We start from the raw sequence: 24,162 nt of genomic DNA on the forward strand, positions 1-24,162 counted from the left end.
AAACCTGAGGCCAAGACCCCAGGTTTTTCTTATTCATAGGTTACGACTGTGACCGCACCCTTGTCATACTCAGCGATAAAGATATTGGCTACATTGTCATGTCCTTGTTTGCTGAGATTATCAAGCAGCCACTCTTCGCTACGGCCAATCGTTTCCAAGACATCGACTTGGATCACACCGTCAGTCACAACTGGATACTTAGGATTTTCATCTCCTATTTGGACCACGATGAGTTGGCCATTTTGCTCCTGCACAGCGCGTTTGACCTGTTTCATCTGGAAAATCCCTTGGCTACGAAGTTTGAGAGCAACTTCTGCTGCAGACAAACCAACTGAACGACAGGCTTCTGGGTCAATCTGCCCATTTTTGATAAGGAGAGTTGGTTTTCCATCAATCAAGCGTTTGACAAAACGAACATTGTTATTGAGCCACTTGAGGGTCAAGACCAAAATCGTCCACATCATCAAAATCACTGCGTACTGCAGAATGCTGATTGAACTATTGTAAATCACCCCACCGATGATACCACCAAGAACATAGTTCTGAATTTGGTCTGTCGCAGAGTTAGGTGCTAGGTTCCCCTTTCCTGTCACATTGATAACAAAAACAAGCGAGAAGAGCCCCAAGGCCAGTTTGATTAAAATTTCCATATAATTGAGTGTCATTTGTTTACCTCCACCAATTCAATAGCGTCTGTTTGATTCAATTCTAATTTCTCTAAAAGATACTTGTCTGGTTGGCTCCCGTTCATGGCGCGGTAGAAATTTGGACCTACCTTGACAAGCGCTCCATCAGTGGCTGCAGAAGTATTGACATAAACTTCTGATTTATCCACTCCCAAGTCTTTGGAAACAACCTCTATGAAATGAAGGGAGGTTTGAAATTGGTTGTTAGAGGCTTGATTGGTCTGGTATTTTGAGATTGTCACCAAAAGCATGGCCACCAAGGTCAAGGCCAAAATCATGACCAATTCCCGAAACTTAGTCCCCTTTTTATCTCGATAGGCTTTAAAAGCAAAAAATCCTGTGATAGCTAGGAGAACAATTCCAAAGCCAATCATGATGCCATTTTGCTGACTGATTTGGCTAAGTACATAGTCATATGAGTAAAATTTCATTTATTTTCACTCCCTTTCATAAAATCATTCTTAATTATAAACGAAAGAGAGTGATTTTTCAAGCCATACGTTGGGGAAATGGACTTATCAGACCAACTTCTCTAACTAATGACTCAAATACCTGTTTCAAGATTCTAATTTTGATAATTGATAAGAATAGACACTAGGAATTATCACTACAAAGAAAAGTGTCAAGAAGAATACCCAGTAAACATACAGTTGCACAAAGGAATTTAGAAACAATAACAATCCTCCTAATACCCAAATTTTTCCAGCTAATCGATGTGTTTTTCTCCAGTTTTTATCACTCTCCAAGGTCCACGGAAGTCGAATACCGATTATATAATTTCGGCGTGTTTTTGGTAGATAATTTCCAATTACAATCATCACGACTCCCATAAAAATCTGAGCTAGAATCCCGCTCATCATGGAATAACACAAAGATTCTCCGAAGATAGAAATCATTAATAGACAAGATACAAAAGGAATAATCCAGTAAATCAAAACTTGTATTTTTGAACTGATATTGCTAGATTTAGGATCCTTAATCATTATAAATAGAAGCAACCAATGCATCAAAAGCATGAGAGCCGGCAATCCAAAGATAGCAGACATTTTATGATTGTAGCCATCTGCTTGACCCAGTAGATTAAAATGAGTGGGTATCTCCTCTGGTAATTGATTCCAGAAAACACAACCTACAAGGGAAGGTAGTAGGATGAGAATGCTCGTAAATAATACCAATTTCTTATTGATTTTTATCTTCATCAAAATGATCTCCTTTCAGATCTGCTAACCAAACCATTATATCCTCTAAAACCGATGTATTTAACTCATAATAAATAAAGTTTTTTTCTTTCATTTCATGAATCAAATCCGCTGCTTTCAAAATCGTGAGATGATGTGAAATCGTTGCACTTGTCAACTCGAATTGACTGGCAATTTCTCCTGCAGATAATCTACCTGCTTTGAGTAAATTTAAAATCTCTCTCCTAACTGGATGAGATAAGGCTTTAAAACTATTTGCAAAACTCATAATGACTCCTTTCCCTTTGTAATATTAGTAGGGCTAGGAATAAGCAAGGTAGAACTGATAGCATTCCGGTCGGTGATGGGCCTAAAATCAAGAGGCTTGAAACTTTTTCTCCTGGTAATTGAAAGAGTAAACCAAGACCTGCAGTTGCATTGATTGCCCCATGAAATAGGGCAGAAGCCCAGATAGAACCTGTCTTTTCCAACAACCAGCTCAACAATATTCCTAGGCTAAAACAAAATAGAAACATGGCGACAACTCCCAAAACAGGATAAGCAAAATAAGATATTCCATAATTATAGCCTTGCAAATTGATTGGTAGATGCCAAAGACTCCAAATGAGACCAAGCAAGACATGAGTCTGGACTCTTGAAAAGCGTCCTCTTAGAGCTGGGTAAAGATAGCCACGCCAACCAATTTCCTCTCCCAATGCAAAGAAACTATTAAGAAAAGGAGCGTAGGTCAAACTAGCTAGGATTTGAATCAAGACCAAGAAAGATAAGGGAATGGTTGATTGAGAGACACCTTTTTCTTGTAAGATGGCTTGAATAGATTCAAAACCAAGACTGAAATTGCTAGGGAATACAAGAAAATAAAGTCCTGCTCCTAAAAAACTGATGACTGCTGGTAACCAGATAGCTAGTAAGTAAAAGCGCCAGTTGCTCTTGAAATTCACAACTAATTTATATTTGATTCCACTAGGTTGATTCGTGATTTTCCCTAAAATAAAGACTGCAAGTGCAGGCATCCACATGGCTACAATACTAGCAAGCTGACTCCATGGAGAATTTAGACCAACACCACTTAGCCATAGTGGCAACCATACTATCCAAGCAAGGGCATAAGCTAAGACCACAAAAAGAAGGATTGTTCTCTTATTTGACATATATGTAACTTCACTTTCTATTTAGATGTTTTTCTAAATAACATTATACACCTTTCTATTCTAAACACAAGAGCTATTTAGATTTTTTTCTAAATAGCTCAGGGAATTTTTATTTTCTAAAGATAAAGTCTAAAGAGTAATTTTCAAACCATACGTTGGGGAAATAGACCTTTTTTTGGTATAATAAAATCTATAATCTGAATGAAAAAGGTAACTTTATGAAACTTATCTCATGGAATATTGATTCCCTCAATGCTGCCCTAACTAGTGACTCAGCTCGTGCCAAATTGTCCCAAGAAGTCCTACAGACCTTGGTCGCTGAAAATGCTGATATCATTGCTATTCAAGAAACCAAGCTTTCTGCCAAGGGGCCTACTAAAAAACATCTTGAGATTTTAGAAGAACTCTTCCCAGGCTACGAAAACACGTGGCGCTCTTCTCAAGAGCCCGCCCGCAAAGGCTACGCTGGTACCATGTTCCTCTATAAGAAAGAACTTACACCAACTATCAGCTTCCCAGAAATCGGCGCCCCTTCTACCATGGACTTGGAAGGTCGTATCATCACTCTAGAATTTGATAAATTTTTCGTGACACAAGTTTACACTCCAAACGCTGGCGATGGTCTCAAACGCTTGGAAGAACGTCAAGTCTGGGATGTCAAATATGCTGAGTACTTGGCTGAACTAGACAAAGAAAAGCCAGTCCTTGCAACCGGTGACTACAACGTAGCCCACAATGAGATCGACCTTGCAAATCCTGCTAGCAACCGCCGTTCACCTGGATTTACAGACGAAGAACGTGCTGGATTTACCAACCTTTTGGCAACTGGATTTACCGACACCTTCCGCCATATTCATGGCGATGTTCCAGAACGCTACACTTGGTGGGCACAACGCAGCAAGACTTCTAAAATCAACAATACAGGCTGGAGAATCGACTACTGGCTGACAAGCAACCGCGTGGCTGACAAGGTGACCAAGTCTGATATGATTGACTCCGGTGCGCGCCAAGACCACACACCCATTGTCATGGAGATTGAACTCTAAGGAGAAAACGAATGGACTATCAAGCTGTCATTCCTGAATTTGTAGTATCTGACATCGAACAGTCGCGCCACTTCTACTGCGACTTGTTGGGATTCTCTGTCGAATACGAGCGCCCCGAGGAGAAATTTCTCTTCCTCTCGCTTGAAGACTGCCAGCTCATGTTAGAAGAAGGCAGCGCAGAAGAATTAGCCCAACTGACCTATCCTTTCGGGCGCGGTGTCAATATTTCCTTTGGCACTGCAGATGTTCCTCAGCTCCACCAAAAACTGCTGGAAGCAAACTATCCTATTTATCGTCCTTTAATCAAAAGAGAGTTTCGTGTTGGGGATCACTATATATATCCCCATGAATTTGCAGTTTTGGATCCAGATGGCTATTTTTTAAGATTTAGCGAGTAGAATAATAAAGATTGGGAAAAAGTCTTTAGAGTTAGAAAAAGGCATATTGTCAAGTCTTGAAAAATCTTGATAATATGCCTTTTATGATGGAAAAGCCTTCTAAATGTTAGCCAATAAGTTAATTTTTGCCCATTTTTATTATATTTGTTCGTTTTTTAAGCAAAAATATTAACAAAATATTTGATTTCTAAAGTTGTTTAGTGTAAAATAAAAACATTGGCACAAGCCTATGTTAAATCGAATATCGTTTTACTTGTTTATGTCGTGAATTGGCACGACGTCTCTACAAGGTGCCGGAACACCTAACAATAAGTAAGTTAGCTTGAGGGGATGGTCTTTTTTGCCATGCCTATTTTGGGGACTTACTTAGAGATTAAGTAGGTCCTTTTTCTATTTCTTGCTAGAAACTATAAACAAGCAAATGGATTGGCTTTTAGACTTTAGGAGGTCTTATGAAATTATTAGAAGAGCGCATCCTCAAGGATGGGCATATCTTGGGTGATAACATCCTCAAGGTGGATTCCTTTTTAACCCACCAAGTTGACTTTGGCTTGATGCGAGAAATCGGTAAGGTTTTTGCAGAAAAATTTGCTTCTGCTGGTATTACCAAGGTCGTGACCATTGAAGCATCGGGGATTGCCCCAGCTGTTTTTACAGCTGAAGCCTTAAACGTTCCCATGATTTTTGCTAAAAAAGCTAAGAACATCACTATGAACGAAGGTATCTTAACTGCCGAAGTTTACTCCTTTACCAAGCAGGTAACCAGCACCGTTTCTATCGCTGGAAAATTCCTCTCACCTGAGGACAAGGTCTTGATTATCGACGATTTCCTTGCTAATGGCCAAGCTGCCAAAGGCTTGATTCAAATCATCGAACAGGCTGGAGCAACAGTCGAAGCTATCGGTATCGTGATTGAAAAATCCTTCCAAGATGGCCGTGATTTGCTTGAAAAAGCAGGCTACCCAGTCTTATCACTTGCTCGTTTAGATCGTTTTGAAAATGGTCAAGTTATTTTTAAGGAGGCAGATCTCTAATGCAAACTCAAGAAAAACACTCACAAGCAGCCGTTCTTGGCTTGCAGCACTTACTAGCCATGTACTCAGGATCTATCCTGGTTCCCATCATGATTGCGACAGCCCTTGGCTATTCAGCTGAACAGTTGACCTACCTGATTTCTACAGATATCTTCATGTGTGGGGTGGCAACCTTCCTTCAACTCCAACTCAACAAATACTTCGGAATTGGACTTCCAGTCGTTCTTGGAGTTGCCTTCCAGTCGGTAGCTCCCTTGATTATGATTGGGCAAAGCCATGGTAGTGGTGCTATGTTTGGTGCCCTTATCGCATCAGGAATTTACGTGGTTCTTGTTTCAGGCATCTTCTCAAAAGTGGCCAATCTCTTCCCATCTATCGTAACAGGATCTGTTATTACCACGATTGGTTTAACCTTGATCCCTGTCGCTATTGGAAATATGGGAAATAACGTTCCAGAGCCAACTGGTCAAAGTCTCTTACTTGCAGCTATCACTGTTGTGATTATCCTCTTGATTAACATCTTTACCAAAGGATTTATCAAGTCTATCTCTATTTTGATTGGTCTGGTTGTTGGAACTGCCATTGCTGCTAGCATGGGCTTGGTTGACTTCTCTCCTGTTGCAGCAGCACCACTTGTCCATGTCCCAACTCCACTCTACTTTGGGATGCCAACCTTTGAAATCTCATCTATTGTCATGATGTGTATCATCGCAACGGTGTCTATGGTTGAGTCAACTGGTGTTTACCTAGCCTTGTCTGATATCACAAAGGATCCAATCGACAGCACGCGCCTTCGCAACGGTTACCGCGCAGAAGGTTTGGCCGTACTTCTCGGAGGAATCTTTAATACCTTCCCTTACACAGGATTTTCACAAAACGTTGGGTTGGTTAAATTGTCAGGTATCAAGACTCGCCTGCCAATCTACTACGCAGCTGGTTTCCTGGTTCTCCTTGGACTGCTTCCTAAGTTTGGCGCCCTTGCCCAAATCATTCCAAGCCCTGTCCTCGGTGGTGCTATGCTAGTGATGTTTGGTTTTGTATCTATTCAAGGAATGCAAATCCTCGCTCGTGTTGACTTTGCTAACAATGAACACAACTTCCTTATCGCAGCTGTATCAATCGCTGCAGGGGTCGGACTCAACAACAGTAATCTCTTTGTCAGCATGCCAACAGCCTTCCAAATGTTCTTCTCAAACGGAATCGTCGTAGCCAGCCTCCTCGCCATTGTCCTCAATGCCGTATTAAATCATAAAAAGAAATAAGAAAAAGAGGTGCGAGCCTCTTTTTTGTTTATCACAAATTGATTATAAATACAATCAATCCCAATTCCCATCTAATATTTCTTTTATAAACTTCTTAGGCATCCAAAAGGAGTGTTTTGTAATCCTACGTCCATCTGGAAGTTCATCTGTATCAGATAATGAGCCTTTCCCAACAAATTTTCCTTTTTCAATTTCATAATAAGCATTGGTAGCATGTAATTTCGTAAATAGGATTCTATTTATCTTACTTTGAGGGAAATTAGTTGAAACTTTATTACCATTTTGAGTTAATTTAACTCCGTCAGAAATAATTTGTCTAGTTTCCTGCCACACTCTTTGGATTTCTTCTAATTGTCTATCCTGAAATCCCCAAAATTTGATAGAATCTAATACAAATAGCTTAGGTTCAATTTCCTTAAAAATAACGAAGAGGAATCGTTTATTATAAATTTCATTATAAACATGTGATGATTCCCAACTATCTGTTTCAGCTAATTCTTTAAAACAATAAGTTTTAAATGGAGAGTCTTCCTTAGGTAAATTATTCTTATCTACTCGAATAACTCTCAAATTCATGTTTGCTTTCTGAAATTCTTTAGTTTTATCTAAATCCCCTGTTAAGCCTAAAATTTTTCTAATCAGAGTACTATTCTTACCTTTGGCTTTTGGATTCACTTCAAATCTATCATATAACTCTTGTTCAGAGAAACCTTTATAGGAGAGAATCTTCTCTGCAATAACCTCAGTAAATGATTTTTTCTCACCCCTGAAATTAGCCAGAACACTCTCTTGATCTGATTGATTAAAGATTTTATGATTAATCAAATAGGTCATATAACTTGATTTTAATTCCCAAGCTCTTTGTTTTGCTAATTCATGACTAAAGGGTTGTTGTCTTAAATCCTTTCCTTTACCTGCCCCTTTTGTACAAGTTGATAAATAGTTTCCATCTGATTCTGATAATTCATGCGCCCTTCCATTTTTGATTTTATTTGTAATCTTCTGATAGTCTTCAAGGATGACTGCCATATCCTCCTCAAACCATTCATATAAAAATATTTTTTCAATGACATAGTCCTTCATTGTTTGATTAGGAATTAAGCCATTGTAAAACAATAACAAAATCTTTGCACATTTGTTCCATAAATGAGTGGAGTAAAAATCCTCTAAATTTTCCTCCATATAGTTTAGTATTGTTAATACAAGTCGTTCTTTGGCACTAAGTGTCCCATTTTTGTTTATCTTAAAAGGAGTAACTTTTAATTCTACACCTATTTTTTCAAAGTCAGCTTCCGAGTCACTATTTGGCTGGTAACCATAGAAATATTTTTCAATATAATTTCCATACTGCCCTTTTGACTTCATACTAATTGCTTTATCTTGTACCTCAGAGACTACTCTATCATTATAATCGTCATATGATTTATAGAGTGAACGATTATACTCTTCCATAACATCGGAAAATTTTCTATTTAATAGTTTGTGAGAATATTCAATAACACTATCGATATCTTCATCGTTATAGTTAAATAAGTTTTGATCCATTTTCTTCTCCTATCTTTTATATTATATCAAATTAAACTAAAGCAAACATTAATACTTGATCAATCATTGAAAATAGTATATAATGGATTAAACTGTAAAAATGAAGGAGAAAAGATGAAAGTTCTCGAACTATTTGCTGGAGTTGGCGGTTTTCGGATAGGATTAGAGAATGCCGATAAGCAACTCTTTAAAACAAAATGGGCAAACCAATGGGAACCATCTCGTAAATCTCAAGACGCATTTGAGGTCTATGATTATCACTTCCCCAATAGCGAAAATATCAATATTAGTATCTCTGATATAACAGACGAACAATTTTCCAAGATGGATGCCGATATGATTGTCGGTGGTTTTCCTTGCCAAGATTACTCTGTTGCGCGTAGCAAGAAAAATGAGAAAGGTATTGAAGGAAAAAAAGGAGTTTTATTTTGGGAAATCATTAGAGCAACGGAAATCATTAAACCCAAATACTTAATTCTGGAAAATGTGGATAGGCTTTTAAAAGCGCCCTCAAAACAGAGAGGACGTGATTTTGCAATCATGCTCACAGCTTTTAATAATCTTGGATATTCTGTAGAGTGGAGAGTTATTAATGCTGCTGAGTATGGAAGAAGCCAACGAAGACGTCGTGTGTTCTTTTTCGTATATCGCAATGATACAGTCTTTGCCCAAAAAGTTGACAATCTTTACGAAAAAAATGAAGAAATCTTTGAAGATAATAGGTATGATGACTATATTTTCAATCAAGGTCTATTTGCGAAACAATTTCCTATTAAACCTATAGCAGTTAAAAATCGTCATGTGTTTTATGAGTTACCAAATGATATAGTTGAAGTTTCAGATACTTTTACTGGTACTGTTTGGAATACAGGAATTATGAGACATGGAAAATACTATTCTATTGATACAGAACCTAACTACAATGGTAATCCGATTACTCTAGGAGAAATTCTTCAAGATGAATCTGAAGTACCTGAAAAATATTTTTTAACTGATCAGGCTAAACTAGAAAAATTTCAATATCTTAGAGGACCTAAAAAAATTGAACGAACATCCTCTGACGGACATCAATACATCTATTCAGAAGGAGGAATGTCCCCTTATGATGATTTAAACCTTCCAGGACGAACAATGCTTACATCCGAAGGAACTGTTAATCGTTCCACACATTTATTATTTGTAAACAATAAATATAGATTAATTACCCCTATTGAAGCTGAACGCCTTCAGGATTTCCCAGATGATTGGACAGCTAAAAAGAAACTATCTGACGGTTCTATTGTAGAGGTATCTGATAAAATGAGAATGTTTTTTATGGGAAATGCTTTGGTTACTGAAATTGTAAAAGAAATTGCTAAGTTTATTAAAGAAATTGATTGATTGATTTATCTGAAACTAAAAAAGAGGTGCGAGCCTCTTTTTTGTTTATCTATATCCTCACCTGTCTGTCTTCTGACCGCTGACCTGTGACAAACATGGTAAAGGTTGCTTTACAGACATTTCTGCCTTCTTGATTGGTGATATCGACATCCACTACACAGGTTGTGCGACCTTGATGGACGCATTCTCCTTTAATGGTCAACACGTCGTCAAGTTTTCCTGCCTTGAGGTAGTTGATAGAGGATTGAAGTGTCACCCCATCAAGCCCCAGCGAGATAACCACCAAACCACTGATTTGGTCACAAAGGGTGAAGAGATAGCCACCATGGGCATTGCCATAGTAGTTGAGCGACGAGTCCACTACTTTGGTCGTCACCTCAACATGACCATCTCTCATTTGTTCAATTTCGTAATTTTCAAAAGCAGATATAGCGTCAAAATGAAAATCTTTCATCGTTTCCTCCTGATATTTCAAACGACACTATGATACTACTTTTTATAGGACTGTGCAAGGAGAAAGCTCCTAGTCTGACAAAATTCCGACCTGCTCTACAAAGCGCATAAAGGCTACCTGTCCTTGCTCCGTCTGCTTGTAGACTCCTGCATCCTCAAGTACACGCACAAAGATAGCACCAACAGAGTCCTTGACGATTTCAAGGGCTTTTTCTTTATCTGTTATGTCTGGATATTGGGCTCTAAGTTGGTCTGCCCATTCCTGATGATAGTCGGCAACTGTCTCCTCTTCTCCCACGAGGTAGCTGGCAACTTGCTCCACTTCTGCCTTCAAACGAGGTGGTAAGATTGCCAAGCCCATGACCTCAATCAAGCCGATATTTTCCTTCTTGATATGTTGGACATCCTTGTGGGGATGATAGATGCCATCAGGATGCTCTGACGATGTCTGATTGTCTCGCAAGACCAAGTCCAACTCAAACTGGCCATTGCGTTTGCGGGCAATAGGTGTAATGGTATGGTGTGGTGTTCCATTACTTTCTGCCAAGACTTGCACCCTTGGATCTGAATACTGGCGCCATTCCTGCAAAATCTTGTCAGCTAAGTTGATCAAATCCTCTTTGGAATCCGAAGTCAAACGCAACACTGACATGGGCCACTTGACAATCCCAGCCTTAACCTGCTCAAAACCTGCAAAAGAGAAAGTCTTTTGCAAGGGAGCCAATTCCATAGGAAAGACGTGACGGCCTCCCTGATAGTGGTCATGAGTCAGAATAGAGCCACCCACAATCGGCAGGTCGGCATTAGAGCCTGCAAAATATCCTGGAAACTGCTCTACGATAGCCAACAGACGCTCAAAACTCTGACGACTGATGGCCATGGGACGATGCTGGCCATCTAAGAAAATACAGTGCTCATTAAAGTAGGCATAAGGCGAATACTGGAAGCCCCACTCCTGACCAGCCATTTCAAAACGGATAATACGGTGGTTACTGCGAGCTGGATGGTTAACCCGACCATGGTAACCTTCATTCTCAAGACAAAGCTGACACTGAGGATAATTGCTAGCTTGCACCAACTTGGCAGCCGCAATCTCTTTGGGATCCTTTTCAGGCTTAGAGAGATTGATGGTAATTTCAAGTTCACCGTAATCAGACGGAACACGGTAAGCAATGTTCTTAGCAATGGCCTTGAGCTTGATGTAGTCATTTTTCTGGCTAAGTTGGTAAAAATCCTCTATCGCTTGCTCAGGAGATTGGGCATATGTTGCCCAAAAGTCACGATTGACCTGACTCGGACAAGGCGTTACCAAGTCCATCAATTCAGCACCGAGAATTTCACGCGCAGTCTGACTATCCTCAATCATCTCTAATCGAACCGCTTCCTCGACCAGCTGGTCCTTGAGATCAATCAATTTATACAGAACAGTCTCAACTTCCAAAACACCTTCTCCCACTCGTGCCAAGACACGATTGGTCAAGTAGATTCGATCCATTTCCTCAAAGGTACTTTCAGCAATAACGTGTGTTACAAATTTATCTACTAAGGTCACTATAGAGCCTCCTTTTGACTAGTCAAGGACGCGAGTGCCACCTGCAACTTCAGCGATATAGAAACTTGGAGCGTAGCCAACTACTTCCTCGTAGTGTTTGCCAACAGCTTCCTTAAAGGCCTCAACAGCATCTTTTTGCACCAAGGCAATGGCACATCCGCCAAAACCTGCCCCTGTCATACGAGCACCGAGAACACCTTCTTGAGCCCAAGCTGTGTGAACAAGGGTATCTAATTCTAAGCCAGTCACTTCATAATCATGCTCTAGGGAAACGTGTGACGCATTCATCAAACGACCAAATGTTTCCAAATCTCCTGCCTGAAGAGATGCTTGCGCTTTGAGGGTACGTTGGTTTTCAAGTACAGCATGGCGAGCACGTTTTATGCGATTTTCGTCTTTAATCAGATAGCTATATTGGTCAAAGGCCCACTCGTCCAATTCACCCAAGGTCTGAATATCCAAGGCAACTTGCAACTCTTCCACTGCTTTTTCACACTCAGCACGGCGTTCATTATATTTAGAATCCGCCAATTCACGTCGTTTGTTGGTGTTCATAATAACAACGACATTGTCCTTCAAATCAAGTGGTACCAAATCATACTCTAAGGTGTTGGTATCAAGGTAAATAGCACGTTGGTCTGCACCCATACCGATAGCAAACTGGTCCATGATACCAGAGTTGACTCCGATAAAGTTATTTTCTGTTTGTTTTCCGATTTTAACCAAATCCAAACGGTCTAGTTTTAAATCAAAGAGATGCTCTGCCACAACCCCAGTCAAAAGTTCCAAGGAGGCTGATGAAGACAAGCCAGCGCCATTTGGGATATTCCCATAAACATAAAAATCAAAACCTTTGTCAATCACGTGTCCAGCTTCTTGCAAGAAATGAAGAACCCCTTTTGGATAGTTGGTCCAGCTATGCTCCTTTTCAAACTTGAGGTCAGCTAGAGGCACTTCGATAATCCCCTTGTCCTCAAAGTTGGCTGAGTAGAAACGCAAGACTTGGTCGTCACGCTTACGAGCTGCACCGTAAGTTCCCAAGGAAATGGCTGCTGGAAATACATGTCCACCATTATAGTCCGTGTGTTCACCAATCAAATTGATACGGCCTGGTGAAAAGAAAGTTTGGTCTGCTTCTTGACCAAAAACAGCAAAAAAATCTTTGCGAAGAGTTTCAGCAGTAAGATGTTGTGTCATATGAATTCTCCTTTTACTGTCCGTTAAGTCACCTTAACGTGTAATCGTTTTCTTCTATTGTATCCAAGGGATTTCCCAAGGTCAATCCTTTTTACTAAAATTTTACTAAACTATCAGTAAAATACAGAAAAATATGATATACTAACCTAAAAGGAGGAGGATTTATGGCTACCTTAAAAGACATTGCACAGCTAGCCTCTGTCTCTATCGCGACCGTATCCCGCGTCCTCAATCGCGACCAGAGCCTATCTGTTACAGAAGAAACCAGACACCGTATTTTAACCGTTGCTGAAGAGTTGGGCTACACTAAGCACCTCAAGACAGGCGAGTCCCACAAGCCCAAGCAAAAGATTGCCATTATCCAATGGGTCAGCGAACAAGGGGAGCTAGACGATCTCTACTACTACCAGATTCGCCTAGGAATAGAAAAAAGAGCCCAAGAACTGGACTATGATATTTTACGCTATTTTAATGACCATCCTTTTACACTGAGCGAGGAAGTCATCGGGATTCTCTGCATCGGAAAGTTTAGTCGAGCTCAGATCTCTGCCTTTGAAGAATACCAAAAGCCTCTTGTCTTTCTAGATAGCGATACCCTCTCGCTGGGACACACCTGCATTATCACAGACTTTTACACTGCCATGAAACAGGTTGTCGATTATTTTCTCAGCCAAGGGATGGACCGCATCGGGATTCTAACAGGCCTTGAAGAAACAACCGACCAAGAAGAAATCATTGAGGATAAGCGACTGGAAAATTTTAGAAACTACAGTCAAACAAAGGGAATCTATCATGATGAATTAGTCTTTCAAGGAAGCTTTACCGCCCAGTCTGGCTATGACTTGATGAAGGAGGCCATTCAGAACTTGGGAGACCAACTCCCACCAGCCTTTTTCGCAGCTAGCGATAGTTTAGCTATCGGTGCCCTCCGTGCCCTCCAAGAAGCTGGAATCAACCTGCCAGACCGCGTCAGTCTTATTTCCTTTAACGATACTAGCCTGACCAAGCAAGTCTATCCTCCCCTCTCCAGCATCACCGTCTATACCGAAGAAATGGGCAGAGCAGGCATGGATATTCTTAATAAAGAAGTACTCCACGGTCGCAAAATCCCTAGCCTAACCATGTTGGGAACCAGACTGACTCTGAGAGAAAGTACAAGGAATGAATAGGATAACATAAAAAACGAACAGGAGTTCTAAAACTCCTATTCGTTTTTTATTCGATTACAATCATAGACTTAATGGTCTTACGTTCATCCATATCTTTGTAGGCTTGGTCGATATCTTCCAGTTTATAACTTGAAGTAAAGACACGACCTGGATTGATATCACCATCAAGGACGGCTTTTAGTAAAAATTGCTTATCGTATGTTGTAGCAGAAGCTGCTCCACCTGCTACAGAGATATTTTGCATAAAAGTCGAACCAAGAGCACGATTATTATAGTGTGGAACTCCTACAAATCCCATACGTCCCCCATTATGAAGGACACCTAGCGCCTGTTCTACAGCAGCCTCCGTACCAACACATTCAAGTGCTGCATCCGCTCCGCCACCGAGAATTTCACGCACCTTTGCAATACCTTCTTGACCTCGCTCAGCTACAACAGCAGTCGCACCTGACTCTAGAGCCATCTTTTGACGATCTTCATGACGGCTCATAAAGATAATTTGTGACGCTCCACGCATCTTCGCCGCGATGACAGCACATTGACCTACAGCACCATCACCAATGACCACAACCTTATCCCCTTTTTGAACATTAGCAACACGCGCCGCATGATAGCCTGTCGGCATAACATCTGCAAGAGTCAAGAGGGACTTTAGCATACCTTCTGTGTAGTCAGAAGGTTGTCCAGGGATTTTAACCAGCGCCCAGTTTGCATAGTGAAAACGAATATATTCCGCCTGAAAATCGCCTCCCAAGTTATTACCAATATGATTATCGCAAGAACCGTCAAAGCCAGCAAGACAGGCATCACACTCACCACATCCATGTGTAAACGGGACAATGACAAAATCACCTGGCTTCACCGTCGTAATGGCTTCCCCAGTTTCTTCGACAATCCCAATCGCTTCGTGTCCACTATTTTTATGTCCCGATTTAATATCTGGATTGCGGTAACTCCAAAGGTCCGAACCACAAACACAAGCACGAACCACACGAATAATAACATCATCCGCTTCTTGAATACTTGGACGCTTAACCTCTTCAATACCGACCTGACCTGCTTTTTTATAGACTGCTGATTTCATTAACATATCCTCTCCATTTTTACTAGTTTAAGTATACACTTTTTATTATGCTTTCGCTCACTTATACTACACCTCATCAATGATGATGATTTTGATCATGACTTGCTTCTAACTCTGTTATATTGCGCTTATGTGCTTGGTGAGTTTCTAGGTCGGCATCAACTTCAATAGTGATGTTTTGAAATCCACAATCTTTTAGCAAGTTTCGTATGAATTCTTTACAAGTTTCCATCTGTTCAATTTCTTTTAGGCAAACATGAACAATGGCATTTTTTTCCAAACCATCCATAGTCCAGAGATTAAGCTGGTTAAGGCTAGCCACATTGTCTAATCCCTCTAAGTCACTCATGACTTGCTTGATATCGACACCTTCTGGCACAGCATCCAAGAAAATCTTGAGTGCGCTCCAAAAGCGAGGAATTGCTTTTGTTAGAATGAAGATAGAAATGACAAGCGACAAGATAGGATCTAAGATATACCAATCTGTAAATCGGAGGATAATCGCCATTAGAATGACAGCTAACCAACCAAGAGTATCTTCCAAAAAGTGCAGGCTCAGAATCGACTCGTTCTTTGTCTTTCCCTTGCGAACTACTAGACTAGCTAGCAGATTGATGCTAACTGCAATGATCCCTAGCCAGAGAATACCTTCATCATTAACGGGCTGTGGATTAAAAAGTTTAGTTATATTTTCCAAAATCACTAGGATGGATCCTGTGATAAGAATCACAGCAATCACCAGGGCCCCTAAAAGACTAAATCGCTTGTAACCCAAGGTGTACTGCCTATCTTCTTCTCTATTTGAGATTGTTTCTAAAAAGGCCGATATGCCAATGGCTATAGCATCTCCCAAGTCATGGACAGAATCAGCAAGAACAGCACTCGAACCAAAGATTCCTCCTGCAATAAACTCAACAATAGCATAGCTTAAATTTAAGAAAAAAGCTACCCAAACAGTATATTTTGCCTTCATTTTTCTCATTCCTTTGTTATAATAGACTTATGAACACCTTGTTCATTATCATTATCCACTAAAACTCAAAGAAAGGATAGAAGCAAAATATCAGCTTTATTCAGTTCTGAACAATTTGCCTCAAATGTCCATATGACTAACATTGACCGCCGTATCAGTAAAACCAAAAAAGCCATCTATCAGGCTTTTCTACAATTTTTGAACGAGAAGGGCTACGAATCCACTACAGTTCAGGATATCATTAATCTCGCAGATGTGGGACGTTCCACTTTTTACTGTCACTATGAGAGCAAGGAACTACTTCTGGACGAGCTTTGTCGCCACCTCTTTCATCACATCTTTGAAAGAGAGGAGTCCATTTCAACCGAGGATTATCTCGCTCACCTCTTTCTACATTTTCAGAAAAATCAAGACCATATCACCAGTCTGCTATTTTCTAAAAATGACTACTTCCTCCGTCAACTCCATAAAGAGCTAGAACACCATGTCTATTCCGTGCTAGCTGATAAGTTGAAAAAAGCTCACCCAAGTCTGCCTCCTTCTTACCTCCAACACTTAGTCATGTCCAACTTTATCGAGACATTGACCTGGTGGCTCAAAAAAGGGCAAGACTTTACAGACCAAGAAGTTGTCCAATTTTATCTAGACCTTCTCATTCCTAAAAATTGAATACAGAGTAGAGCTCAGTTGCCTTATTTCTAGGCTACTGAGTTTTTTATCTTTTCAATAATCAAAAAAGCCCAGACGACATTGTCTGAGCATTCTTCTAGTTAGTCGTTTAAGGAAGTTGGGTTCAGCATTTTTAAGTTATTTATTCAACAAACCTTGTTCTTGTAGAAATTCCTTGGCTACTTGTTCTGCTGACTTGCCTTCGACACCCACTTGATAGTTAAGTTGGCTCATCTGACTTTCTGTAATCTTACCAGCCAATTTATTAAGAACTCTTTCCAACTCTGGATGTTTCTTGAGAAGAGCTTCTTTCATCAGTGGTGCCCCTTGATAAGGCGGGAAGAGTTGTTTGTCATCTTCCAAGACCTGTAAATCATAACGCTCCAATTCCGCATCAGTCGAATAGGCGTCCGTGATTTGAATATCACCTGACTGAATAGCCTGATAACGAAGAGCTGGCTCCATAGTCGCTACATTTAGATTGAGACCATACATTGATTGCAAGCCCTTATTTCCATCCTCACGGTCGTTAAACTCAAGCGTAAAACCTGCCTTCAACTGCCCTTCCACTTTTTTCAAGTCCGAAATGGTCTTCAAACCATATTCTTGAGCAATCTTTTTCGGAACAGCTACAGCATAGGTATTTTGATAAGACATGGGTTTGAGATAGGCTAGATGATCCTGCTTGGCAATGCCATCACGCGCCACCTGATAAACCTGCTCTGGCTCATGACCCACCTTGGGTGATGGTTGAAGCAAACTTTCAGTAACCGTACCAGTAAATTCAGGATAGATGTCAATATCACCTTTTTTCAGAGCTTCATAAAGGAAACTTGTTTTCCCAAAATTTGGTTTAACAGTCGCAGTCATGCTGGTATTTTCTTCAATAAGGAGTTTATACATATTGGCCAAAATTTCTGGTTCCGGTCCCAATTTCCCAGCAATAACCAAGTTTTCTTTCTCTTTTTGAGCCAAAAGAGCTGGACTATAAGACAGACCCAGTAATACCGTCACCAAGGCAAAGCCAGAAAAAATCGTCCGCAATTTTGCTTTTTCCATCACTTTTAGCAGGAAGTTAAAGGCAATGGCAAGCACTGCAGAAGAAAGGGCCCCAATCAAAATCAGACTGGCATTATTACGGTCAATTCCCAAAAGGATAAAGGACCCCAGTCCTCCCGCCCCAATCAAGGCCGCCAAAGTTGCCGTACCGATAATTAAGACCGCTGCCGTCCGAATCCCAGACATCATAACGGGCATAGCAAGTGGAATTTCAAACTTCTTGAGACGCTCCCACCTAGTCATCCCAAAGGCAATCCCAGCCTCCTGCAGACTTGGATCAATTCCCTTGAGTCCAGTGATGGTATTTTGCAAAATCGGAAAAATCGCATAAATCACTAATGCTGTCAAGGCCGGCAAGGTTCCAATTCCCATCAAGGGGATAAAGAGTCCCAACAAGGCAAGAGACGGGATAGTCTGGAAAATCCCTGCAATCTGCAAAACCCAGTCCGCCATCTTTTCATGATAACGAAGAAATACCGCTAAGGGGACTGCAATAAAAATAGCTAGTAACAGGGTCAAAAGCGACAACTGCAAATGTTGAGATAGAGCTGTCAACCAATCACTAAAACGATCCTGAAAAGTTGCAATTAAATTAGTCATGAACACTACCTCCAAACAAGTCTGCTACAAATTCTGTGGCAGGAGCTTTTAAAATAGTCTCGGAATTCGCCACCTGACGAATCTCTCCATCCTGCAAGACAGCAATACGATCCGCCAACTTCAAGGCCTCATCCGTATCATGGGTTACAAAAATAGTTGTCATCCCAAACTCTTTATGCAATTCTTTAGTCAGAACCTGCAACTGTTTGCGAGAAATAGCATCCAAGGCTGAAAAAGGTTCATCCATGAGGAGAATCTTAGGCTGACCAATCATAGCACGAACAATACCGACCCGTTGCTGTTCTCCACCAGATAATTCACTAGGAAGTCGATGTCCATACTCAGCCACTGGTAAACCAACCTTAGCCAAAAGCTCTTCTGTTTTCTGAGCAATTTCTTCCTTAGTCCAGCCCTTCATTTCAGGAATCAGGGCAATATTTTCCGCGACCGTTAGATTAGGAAATAGGGCAATAGCCTGTAAAACATAACCAGTAGAAAGACGAAGATCCCGCTCGTCATAGTCTTTGATGCGCTTGCCATCCATATAAATATTTCCATCAGTCGGTTCCAAGAGACGGTTAATCATCTTAATCATGGTCGTCTTACCTGAGCCAGAAGGCCCAACTAAAACCATAAACTCGCCATTCTCAATCCGTAAATTAACATCTCTCAAGACATCTTTTTCTGTGTAACGTAAAGCTACATTTTTGTATTCAATCATTCTGTATCCTCAATTTAAAACTTACCTCTATTGGTCAGTCTTCTACCTTAGTCATAACTTCCTTATTATCCCAATGTTCCACAATTTTCCCGTTGTCTAAACGGAAGATATCGTACTGGTCATAAGCAAGGCCATCAATCTGAGTCTGACCATAGCTAACCACATAATTTCCTTACCCTAAGAGTTGGAAAACAAAGTCGAAAGTGGCCTTTACTTATAAACAGCTAATTTGCTCTATTTTAAACCTCATTTTCCTTCTCTTTCAGATTTGCCAAAATCCTTTCTTGAAAGGCTTCAAACTGACGAATTTCTTCCTTTGAAAATCCTTTGTAAAAGATCGTATCCAATTTCTGACTGATACGATGCCCCACTTCTTTCTGTGACTGCCCCAACTCTGTTAAAACTAAATACTTCTTACGCTTATCTTCTCCACATGGACTAATAGCTACAAGATTTTGTTCCTCTAGTTTTTTAATCATCGTCGTCAGTGTATTGTTAGCAAGCCCAGTCGCAAGCGCAATATCTGTTGCAGTTGCACAGCCAGTTTCACTATTCCATAAAACCGCTAAAATCTTGCCCTGCTCACTCCGATAAAGAGCTTCAGGGTCTTGGCTCAGTAACTTTTGAAAAATCCGCCCATTCAACAAACGAATATGATGGGCTAGCAAATGACTATCCTTCATAACACCTCCAATTTATTTCGATATCGAAAAGAATAAAACAATTGTAACACTCATCGTTCTAACTGTCAACTATTTCGATTTGGAAATAATTTTTCCCAGTAAAAAAATCTCCTACCCAAGATAGAAGATTTTAATCTTATAAACTTAATCCGTCATGTCCGATACCAAAGTTCGATGCTCCAACGGAATACTGCACATAACTAGTAAGAAAATGAAACCTGACTGAATCCAGAAGAGGGCCAAGTCAAAAATTCCATGTACAGCAACCACTGTAAGGAAAGACAGATAAAGACCGATAATCGGACGTTTCCCCGACTCCTGACTCATATCCATCATCAATCGAACAGGAGCAACAGAAGACAAAACTAATAAAATAGTCCCCACAATTCCGTAACTCAGAATCGTATCGATATATAGACTGTGAGCATGTTCATGATAAGGAGCATTTATCCGAGGATACGAGTGCATGTAGGTCAATGGCCCCTCACCCCAAAAAGGATTTTGCTTAAACAAGGCCATCCCAGCATCCCAGATAGAAATGCGCTCTTCCATAGAAGAATCCAAAGTCCCCATCCGAACTCCCAAATCACTAGAAAAGAGGAAACTCAAGCCAATCGCGAAGACCCCAATACTAAGCCAAAAGGCCTTCCAGTTTTTAATGGTCGTAAAGAGATAGATGATTGCTCCAGCGATAATAGCAGGAAAGGCAGTTCGATTTTGAGTAAAGTTCAAACCAAAGAGATTAACAAAACCTGCAATCACACAGAATACTTTCAACCAATTCAACTTGGTCGTTGTAAACAGATAGAAGGCAATCATGATACAGAAACAACAAATAATTCCATAATAATTAGGATTAAAGAAGGTCACTTCTGCTCTATTCTGATGCCAGACCTGCATATTGGGTGAAAGAAAAGCATAGTTGAATTTCTTCACAATTTGGAAATGCTCTAAACTCGCAAAAGCAGCTGACAAAACGCTACCAAACAAGACGAGCTGCAAAATCAATCGAAAGAATTTATGTGATAAAATCGACTGATAATGCAAAAAGAAAACAGTAAATAGAAAAATTCCTACTGAAGCCACAACTCCCATCCAATTTTGTGCAAAAACGGATATAACAGTACTATAGCCAAGAAAAAGAAGTAGCATCGGATGCTCCCCCATTTTCTGAAGAATACTTTTCATGTCTCCTGTGAAAATTAAACTGATAATATATAAACAGAATACAACTACAAAAAGATAAAAGGGTAAAAAGATACTCAGGATAATTCCCAATAAAATCAGCTCTTTACTAGACAACCCTCTCAGCTTTTCAATAAAGCCTATTGATTTCAAAATGAATCCTTTCTCTCCAAATCAATTGATTCAGATAATAGTAAGCTACCCTATATTGTACCACTTTTTTAGCAATTTGAAAACAAAGGAAACGTTTACTAGGTAAAAAAGAGAGCAAAAATACTGATATTTCAAAACTCAAACTTAATGACTAGATTTACTATAAGAAAATCATACCGTAAAGACTAGGTATGTGTTAAAATAGTAGTAATATAATAAGGTTTTGACCAACTATCCAAACTATATTTAAATCATTTACAATTCCTAAAGAAAGGAAACACTATGAAATCCTACCAAGCCGTCTACCAAATTCTAGCAAAAGAAAGCGATTATATCAGCGGAGAAAAAATCGCAGAAGAACTATCACTGACCAGAACATCAATTTGGAAAGCCATCAAGCGATTAGAACAAGAAGGCATTGAAATTGATAGCGTCAAAAACAAAGGCTATAAACTGATGAATGGTGACCTTATTCTTCCAGAGATTCTAGAAGAAAATCTTCCAATTAAAATCAGTTTTAAACCCGAAACAAGATCAACACAACTCGATGCAAAAGAAGCAATTGATTTAGGAAATGAAGCAAACACCCTCTATCTAGCTTCCTATCAAACAGCTGGCCGAGGCCGTTTTCAACGTTCTTTCTACTCCTCACAAGGTGGCATTTATATGACACTCCATCTCAAACCAAATCTTCCCTATGACAAATTACCATCCTACACACTACTTGTAGCAGGAGCTATCTACAAAGCCATTAAGAACCTAACATTAATAGATGTCGACATAAAGTGGGTCAATGATATCTACCTCAAAAATCATAAAATTGGAGGAATCCTCACTGAGGCAATGACGTCTGTAGAAACAGGTCTAGTCACAGATATCATTATTGGAGTAGGAATCAACTTTGCTATCAAAGACTTCCCTCAAGAATTAAAAGAAAAAGCTGCTAGTTTATTTAATGTACCAGCACCTATAACAAGAAATGAATTAATCATAGAGATCTGGCGTGCTTTCTTCGAAACACCTGCAGAAGAGCTATTATACCTATACAAAAAACAGTCCTTCGTTCTAGGAAAAGAAGTAACTTTCACACTGGATCAAAAAGACTACAAAGGACTTGCTAAAGATATCTCTGAAAATGGTAAACTTTTAGTTCAATGTGATAACGGAAAAGAAATCTGGCTCAATAGCGGAGAAATTTCACTCAAGAGTTGGAAGTAATAATAAACTAGCACAACCATAAAATCAACAATATATACAAATTTTAGTATTTCTTCAGCCCACTACAGTTGACAAAGAGCCAAAAACTTCAGATAAGTAATCCAATTAAGTTTTACAAATCTGAAGTTTTTATTCTACTATTCTTAAAAATACAAAAAAAGAGTTATAAACTCTCAATAAAACGGAGAATAAGGGATTCGAACCCTTGCGCCAGTTACCCGACCTAACGATTTAGCAAACCGTCCTCTTCAGCCTCTTGAGTAATTCTCCTATTAATGGGCACGAGTGGACTCGAACCACCGACCTCACGCTTATCAGGCGTGCGCTCTAACCACCTGAGCTACGCGCCCAAGTTAAAAACTTGGTAATGTAATTTGAACAAAGTTCAAAGCGGGTGACGAGAATCGAACTCGCGACAACAGCTTGGAAGGCTGTAGTTTTACCACTAAACTACACCCGCATAAATATTATAAATAAAAATGGCGCGAGACGGAATCGAACCGCCGACACATGGAGCTTCAATCCATTGCTCTACCAACTGAGCTACCGAGCCTTATTGCGGGAGCAGGATTTGAACCTACGACCTTCGGGTTATGAGCCCGACGAGCTACCGAGCTGCTCCATCCCGCGTTAATACAAAAAGGAGGATGTGGGATTCGAACCCACGCACGCTTTTACACGCCTGACGGTTTTCAAGACCGTTCCCTTCAGCCGGACTTGGGTAATCCTCCATACTATTCAAATGGACCTTGTAGGACTTGAACCTACGACCACTCGGTTATGAGCCGAGAGCTCTAACCAGCTGAGCTAAAGGTCCAACAAGATCATTATAGCGGCGAAGGGGATCGAACCCCCGACCTCCCGGGTATGAACCGGACGCTCTAGCCAGCTGAGCTACACCGCCATATATCGGGAAGACAGGATTCGAACCTGCGACACCTTGGTCCCAAACCAAGTACTCTACCAAGCTGAGCTACTTCCCGAGTTAAATAGAAAAATGCACCCTAGAGGAGTCGAACCTCTAACCGCCTGATTCGTAGTCAGGTACTCTATCCAGTTGAGCTAAGGGTGCTCATTAGTTTATGCCGAGGACCGGAATCGAACCGGTACGATCGTTACCAATCGCAGGATTTTAAGTCCTGTGCGTCTGCCAGTTCCGCCACCCCGGCCTCTCTAAGCGAACGACGGGATTCGAACCCGCGACCCCCACCTTGGCAAGGTGGTGTTCTACCACTGAACTACGTTCGCACTGTTTTCTTCTATCTAAAAATGCCGGCTACATGACTTGAACACGCGACCCTCTGATTACAAATCAGATGCTCTACCAACTGAGCTAAGCCGGCTCATTTATTATATCTTAATGCGGGTTAAGGGACTTGAACCCCCACGCCGTTAAGCGCCAGATCCTAAATCTGGTGCGTCTGCCAATTCCGCCAAACCCGCATATATGACCCGTACTGGGCTCGAACCAGTGACCCATTGATTAAAAGTCAATTGCTCTACCAACTGAGCTAACGAGTCTAAAATAACTTCCGTTATTCTAACGGTCCCGACGGGAATCGAACCCGCGATCTTCGCCGTGACAGGGCGACGTGATAACCGCTACACTACGGGACCTATGGGAGTTAACGGGATCGAACCGCTGACCCTCTGCTTGTAAGGCAGATGCTCTCCCAGCTGAGCTAAACTCCCTAGAGCTAAGCGACTTCCATATCTCACAGGGGGCAACCCCCAACTACTTCCGG

The 24,162-nt window shown here is 40.6% G+C and carries 23 protein-coding genes, 17 tRNA genes, 1 pseudogene and 1 riboswitch; of the genes and pseudogenes, 8 read left to right on the forward strand and 33 right to left on the reverse strand.

The window, feature by feature from the left end:
• Positions 1–29: 29 nt before the first annotated feature.
• The 5 genes from QM818_RS04135 to QM818_RS04155 form a co-directional block, all read right to left on the reverse strand.
• Positions 30–665, reverse strand: a complete 636-nt coding sequence (locus QM818_RS04135) for a DUF421 domain-containing protein (protein ID WP_000174453.1) — start codon at positions 663–665, stop codon at positions 30–32.
• Positions 662–1,117, reverse strand: a complete 456-nt coding sequence (locus tag QM818_RS04140) for a DUF3290 family protein (RefSeq protein ID WP_000675332.1) — start codon at positions 1,115–1,117, stop codon at positions 662–664. Before QM818_RS04140 ends, QM818_RS04135 begins: the two co-directional genes overlap by 4 nt.
• Positions 1,118–1,243: 126 nt before the next feature.
• Positions 1,244–1,885 (reverse strand): SdpI family protein, encoded by a 642-nt coding sequence (locus QM818_RS04145; protein ID WP_261081034.1) that lies wholly within the window; start codon positions 1,883–1,885, stop codon positions 1,244–1,246.
• On the reverse strand, positions 1,866–2,153 hold the full coding sequence (locus QM818_RS04150; protein ID WP_000006510.1) for an autorepressor SdpR family transcription factor: 288 nt from the start codon (positions 2,151–2,153) through the stop codon (positions 1,866–1,868). Before QM818_RS04150 ends, QM818_RS04145 begins: the two co-directional genes overlap by 20 nt.
• On the reverse strand, positions 2,137–3,036 hold the full coding sequence (locus QM818_RS04155) for a CPBP family intramembrane glutamic endopeptidase (RefSeq protein WP_261081035.1): 900 nt from the start codon (positions 3,034–3,036) through the stop codon (positions 2,137–2,139). Before QM818_RS04155 ends, QM818_RS04150 begins: the two co-directional genes overlap by 17 nt.
• A 218-nt stretch (positions 3,037–3,254) precedes the next feature.
• Here QM818_RS04155 and QM818_RS04160 point away from each other — a divergent pair, with 218 nt between their 5' ends.
• From QM818_RS04160 to QM818_RS04175, 4 genes are all read left to right on the forward strand, one after another.
• On the forward strand, positions 3,255–4,082 hold the full coding sequence (locus QM818_RS04160; RefSeq protein WP_261081036.1) for an exodeoxyribonuclease III: 828 nt from the start codon (positions 3,255–3,257) through the stop codon (positions 4,080–4,082).
• A gap of 11 nt (positions 4,083–4,093) precedes the next feature.
• Complete coding sequence (locus tag QM818_RS04165) at positions 4,094–4,480, forward strand: bleomycin resistance protein (protein WP_261081037.1); 387 nt, start codon at positions 4,094–4,096, stop codon at positions 4,478–4,480.
• Between the two features lie 233 nt (positions 4,481–4,713).
• Positions 4,714–4,809, forward strand: a riboswitch (purine riboswitch).
• A 123-nt stretch (positions 4,810–4,932) separates the two neighbouring features.
• Positions 4,933–5,514, forward strand: a complete 582-nt coding sequence (locus tag QM818_RS04170) for a xanthine phosphoribosyltransferase (RefSeq protein WP_223330626.1) — start codon at positions 4,933–4,935, stop codon at positions 5,512–5,514.
• Positions 5,514–6,776 carry a nucleobase:cation symporter-2 family protein gene (locus tag QM818_RS04175; RefSeq protein ID WP_261040903.1) on the forward strand — a complete coding sequence of 421 codons (1,263 nt, stop codon included), beginning with the start codon at positions 5,514–5,516 and terminating at the stop codon, positions 6,774–6,776. The genes QM818_RS04170 and QM818_RS04175 overlap by 1 nt, the downstream gene beginning before the upstream one ends.
• A gap of 54 nt (positions 6,777–6,830) precedes the next feature.
• Here QM818_RS04175 and QM818_RS04180 read toward each other — a convergent pair whose 3' ends face one another.
• A complete protein-coding gene (locus tag QM818_RS04180) occupies positions 6,831–8,321 on the reverse strand; it encodes a Sau3AI family type II restriction endonuclease (protein ID WP_414299952.1) in 1,491 nt (496 codons plus the stop codon).
• A 114-nt stretch (positions 8,322–8,435) separates the two neighbouring features.
• On the opposite strand from QM818_RS04180, the gene QM818_RS04185 reads away from it, so the two are divergent.
• A complete protein-coding gene (locus QM818_RS04185) occupies positions 8,436–9,701 on the forward strand; it encodes a DNA cytosine methyltransferase (protein WP_173277624.1) in 1,266 nt (421 codons plus the stop codon).
• A gap of 49 nt (positions 9,702–9,750) precedes the next feature.
• Here QM818_RS04185 and QM818_RS04190 read toward each other — a convergent pair whose 3' ends face one another.
• From QM818_RS04190 to QM818_RS04200, 3 genes are all read right to left on the reverse strand, one after another.
• Complete coding sequence (locus QM818_RS04190; protein ID WP_000651218.1) at positions 9,751–10,155, reverse strand: PaaI family thioesterase; 405 nt, start codon at positions 10,153–10,155, stop codon at positions 9,751–9,753.
• A gap of 69 nt (positions 10,156–10,224) precedes the next feature.
• Positions 10,225–11,706, reverse strand: a complete 1,482-nt coding sequence (locus QM818_RS04195) for a UDP-glucose--hexose-1-phosphate uridylyltransferase (protein ID WP_414299953.1) — start codon at positions 11,704–11,706, stop codon at positions 10,225–10,227.
• Between the two features lie 18 nt (positions 11,707–11,724).
• The gene (locus QM818_RS04200) at positions 11,725–12,903 is read right to left on the reverse strand and encodes a galactokinase (protein WP_414299954.1); all 1,179 of its coding nucleotides are present in this window, start codon (positions 12,901–12,903) and stop codon (positions 11,725–11,727) included.
• Between the two features lie 164 nt (positions 12,904–13,067).
• Between QM818_RS04200 and galR the strand changes: the two genes are divergently transcribed.
• A complete protein-coding gene (galR, locus tag QM818_RS04205; protein ID WP_084926241.1) occupies positions 13,068–14,072 on the forward strand; it encodes a DNA-binding transcriptional regulator GalR in 1,005 nt (334 codons plus the stop codon).
• 46 nt (positions 14,073–14,118) lie between these two features.
• Here the strand turns inward: galR and QM818_RS04210 are convergent, their stop codons facing one another.
• Positions 14,119–15,156, reverse strand: a complete 1,038-nt coding sequence (locus QM818_RS04210; RefSeq protein ID WP_414299956.1) for a zinc-binding dehydrogenase — start codon at positions 15,154–15,156, stop codon at positions 14,119–14,121.
• 76 nt (positions 15,157–15,232) lie between these two features.
• A complete protein-coding gene (locus QM818_RS04215) occupies positions 15,233–16,129 on the reverse strand; it encodes a cation diffusion facilitator family transporter (RefSeq protein ID WP_414299955.1) in 897 nt (298 codons plus the stop codon).
• Positions 16,130–16,261: 132 nt separating this feature from the next.
• Here QM818_RS04215 and QM818_RS04220 point away from each other — a divergent pair, with 132 nt between their 5' ends.
• Positions 16,262–16,798 (forward strand): TetR/AcrR family transcriptional regulator, encoded by a 537-nt coding sequence (locus QM818_RS04220; protein WP_000181705.1) that lies wholly within the window; start codon positions 16,262–16,264, stop codon positions 16,796–16,798.
• A 138-nt stretch (positions 16,799–16,936) separates the two neighbouring features.
• Here the strand turns inward: QM818_RS04220 and QM818_RS04225 are convergent, their stop codons facing one another.
• The 5 genes and pseudogenes from QM818_RS04225 to QM818_RS04245 form a co-directional block, all read right to left on the reverse strand.
• A complete protein-coding gene (locus QM818_RS04225; RefSeq protein WP_261081040.1) occupies positions 16,937–18,457 on the reverse strand; it encodes an ABC transporter permease/substrate-binding protein in 1,521 nt (506 codons plus the stop codon).
• Complete coding sequence (locus tag QM818_RS04230) at positions 18,450–19,178, reverse strand: ATP-binding cassette domain-containing protein (protein ID WP_261081041.1); 729 nt, start codon at positions 19,176–19,178, stop codon at positions 18,450–18,452. Before QM818_RS04230 ends, QM818_RS04225 begins: the two co-directional genes overlap by 8 nt.
• Positions 19,179–19,192: 14 nt before the next feature.
• A pseudogene (locus QM818_RS04235) lies at positions 19,193–19,383 on the reverse strand (nuclear transport factor 2 family protein); the annotation flags it as partial.
• A 34-nt stretch (positions 19,384–19,417) separates the two neighbouring features.
• Complete coding sequence (locus QM818_RS04240) at positions 19,418–19,861, reverse strand: MarR family winged helix-turn-helix transcriptional regulator (RefSeq protein WP_261081042.1); 444 nt, start codon at positions 19,859–19,861, stop codon at positions 19,418–19,420.
• Positions 19,862–20,005: 144 nt separating this feature from the next.
• Complete coding sequence (locus QM818_RS04245) at positions 20,006–21,199, reverse strand: O-antigen ligase family protein (RefSeq protein ID WP_238095233.1); 1,194 nt, start codon at positions 21,197–21,199, stop codon at positions 20,006–20,008.
• Between the two features lie 282 nt (positions 21,200–21,481).
• Between QM818_RS04245 and birA the strand changes: the two genes are divergently transcribed.
• A complete protein-coding gene (birA, locus tag QM818_RS04250) occupies positions 21,482–22,417 on the forward strand; it encodes a bifunctional biotin--[acetyl-CoA-carboxylase] ligase/biotin operon repressor BirA (protein ID WP_261039316.1) in 936 nt (311 codons plus the stop codon).
• A 182-nt stretch (positions 22,418–22,599) separates the two neighbouring features.
• On the opposite strand, the gene QM818_RS04255 is transcribed toward birA, so the two are convergent.
• The 17 genes from QM818_RS04255 to QM818_RS04335 all read right to left on the reverse strand — a co-directional run bounded on the left by QM818_RS04255 (position 22,600) and on the right by QM818_RS04335 (position 24,109).
• Positions 22,600–22,687 (reverse strand) — tRNA-Ser (locus tag QM818_RS04255).
• Positions 22,688–22,693: 6 nt separating this feature from the next.
• A tRNA-Ile gene (locus QM818_RS04260) sits at positions 22,694–22,767 on the reverse strand.
• A gap of 39 nt (positions 22,768–22,806) precedes the next feature.
• A tRNA-Gly gene (locus QM818_RS04265) sits at positions 22,807–22,877 on the reverse strand.
• Between the two features lie 20 nt (positions 22,878–22,897).
• A tRNA-Phe gene (locus QM818_RS04270) sits at positions 22,898–22,970 on the reverse strand.
• A 3-nt stretch (positions 22,971–22,973) separates the two neighbouring features.
• Positions 22,974–23,047 (reverse strand) — tRNA-Met (locus QM818_RS04275).
• 11 nt (positions 23,048–23,058) lie between these two features.
• Positions 23,059–23,148: transfer RNA gene (locus QM818_RS04280), tRNA-Ser, on the reverse strand.
• Positions 23,149–23,160: 12 nt separating this feature from the next.
• Positions 23,161–23,234: transfer RNA gene (locus QM818_RS04285), tRNA-Ile, on the reverse strand.
• 13 nt (positions 23,235–23,247) lie between these two features.
• Positions 23,248–23,321: transfer RNA gene (locus QM818_RS04290), tRNA-Met, on the reverse strand.
• A 5-nt stretch (positions 23,322–23,326) separates the two neighbouring features.
• Positions 23,327–23,400, reverse strand: a tRNA-Pro gene (locus tag QM818_RS04295).
• A gap of 15 nt (positions 23,401–23,415) precedes the next feature.
• A tRNA-Arg gene (locus QM818_RS04300) sits at positions 23,416–23,489 on the reverse strand.
• Positions 23,490–23,500: 11 nt separating this feature from the next.
• Positions 23,501–23,586, reverse strand: a tRNA-Leu gene (locus QM818_RS04305).
• A gap of 7 nt (positions 23,587–23,593) precedes the next feature.
• Positions 23,594–23,665 (reverse strand) — tRNA-Gly (locus QM818_RS04310).
• 22 nt (positions 23,666–23,687) lie between these two features.
• A tRNA-Thr gene (locus QM818_RS04315) sits at positions 23,688–23,760 on the reverse strand.
• Between the two features lie 18 nt (positions 23,761–23,778).
• Positions 23,779–23,860, reverse strand: a tRNA-Leu gene (locus tag QM818_RS04320).
• A 5-nt stretch (positions 23,861–23,865) separates the two neighbouring features.
• Positions 23,866–23,938: transfer RNA gene (locus QM818_RS04325), tRNA-Lys, on the reverse strand.
• 23 nt (positions 23,939–23,961) lie between these two features.
• Positions 23,962–24,034, reverse strand: a tRNA-Asp gene (locus tag QM818_RS04330).
• Positions 24,035–24,036: 2 nt separating this feature from the next.
• Positions 24,037–24,109, reverse strand: a tRNA-Val gene (locus tag QM818_RS04335).
• Positions 24,110–24,162: the final 53 nt, after the last annotated feature.

The organism is Streptococcus mitis (assembly GCF_047464035.1).
Classification (GTDB): Bacteria; Bacillota; Bacilli; order Lactobacillales; family Streptococcaceae; genus Streptococcus; species Streptococcus mitis_DX.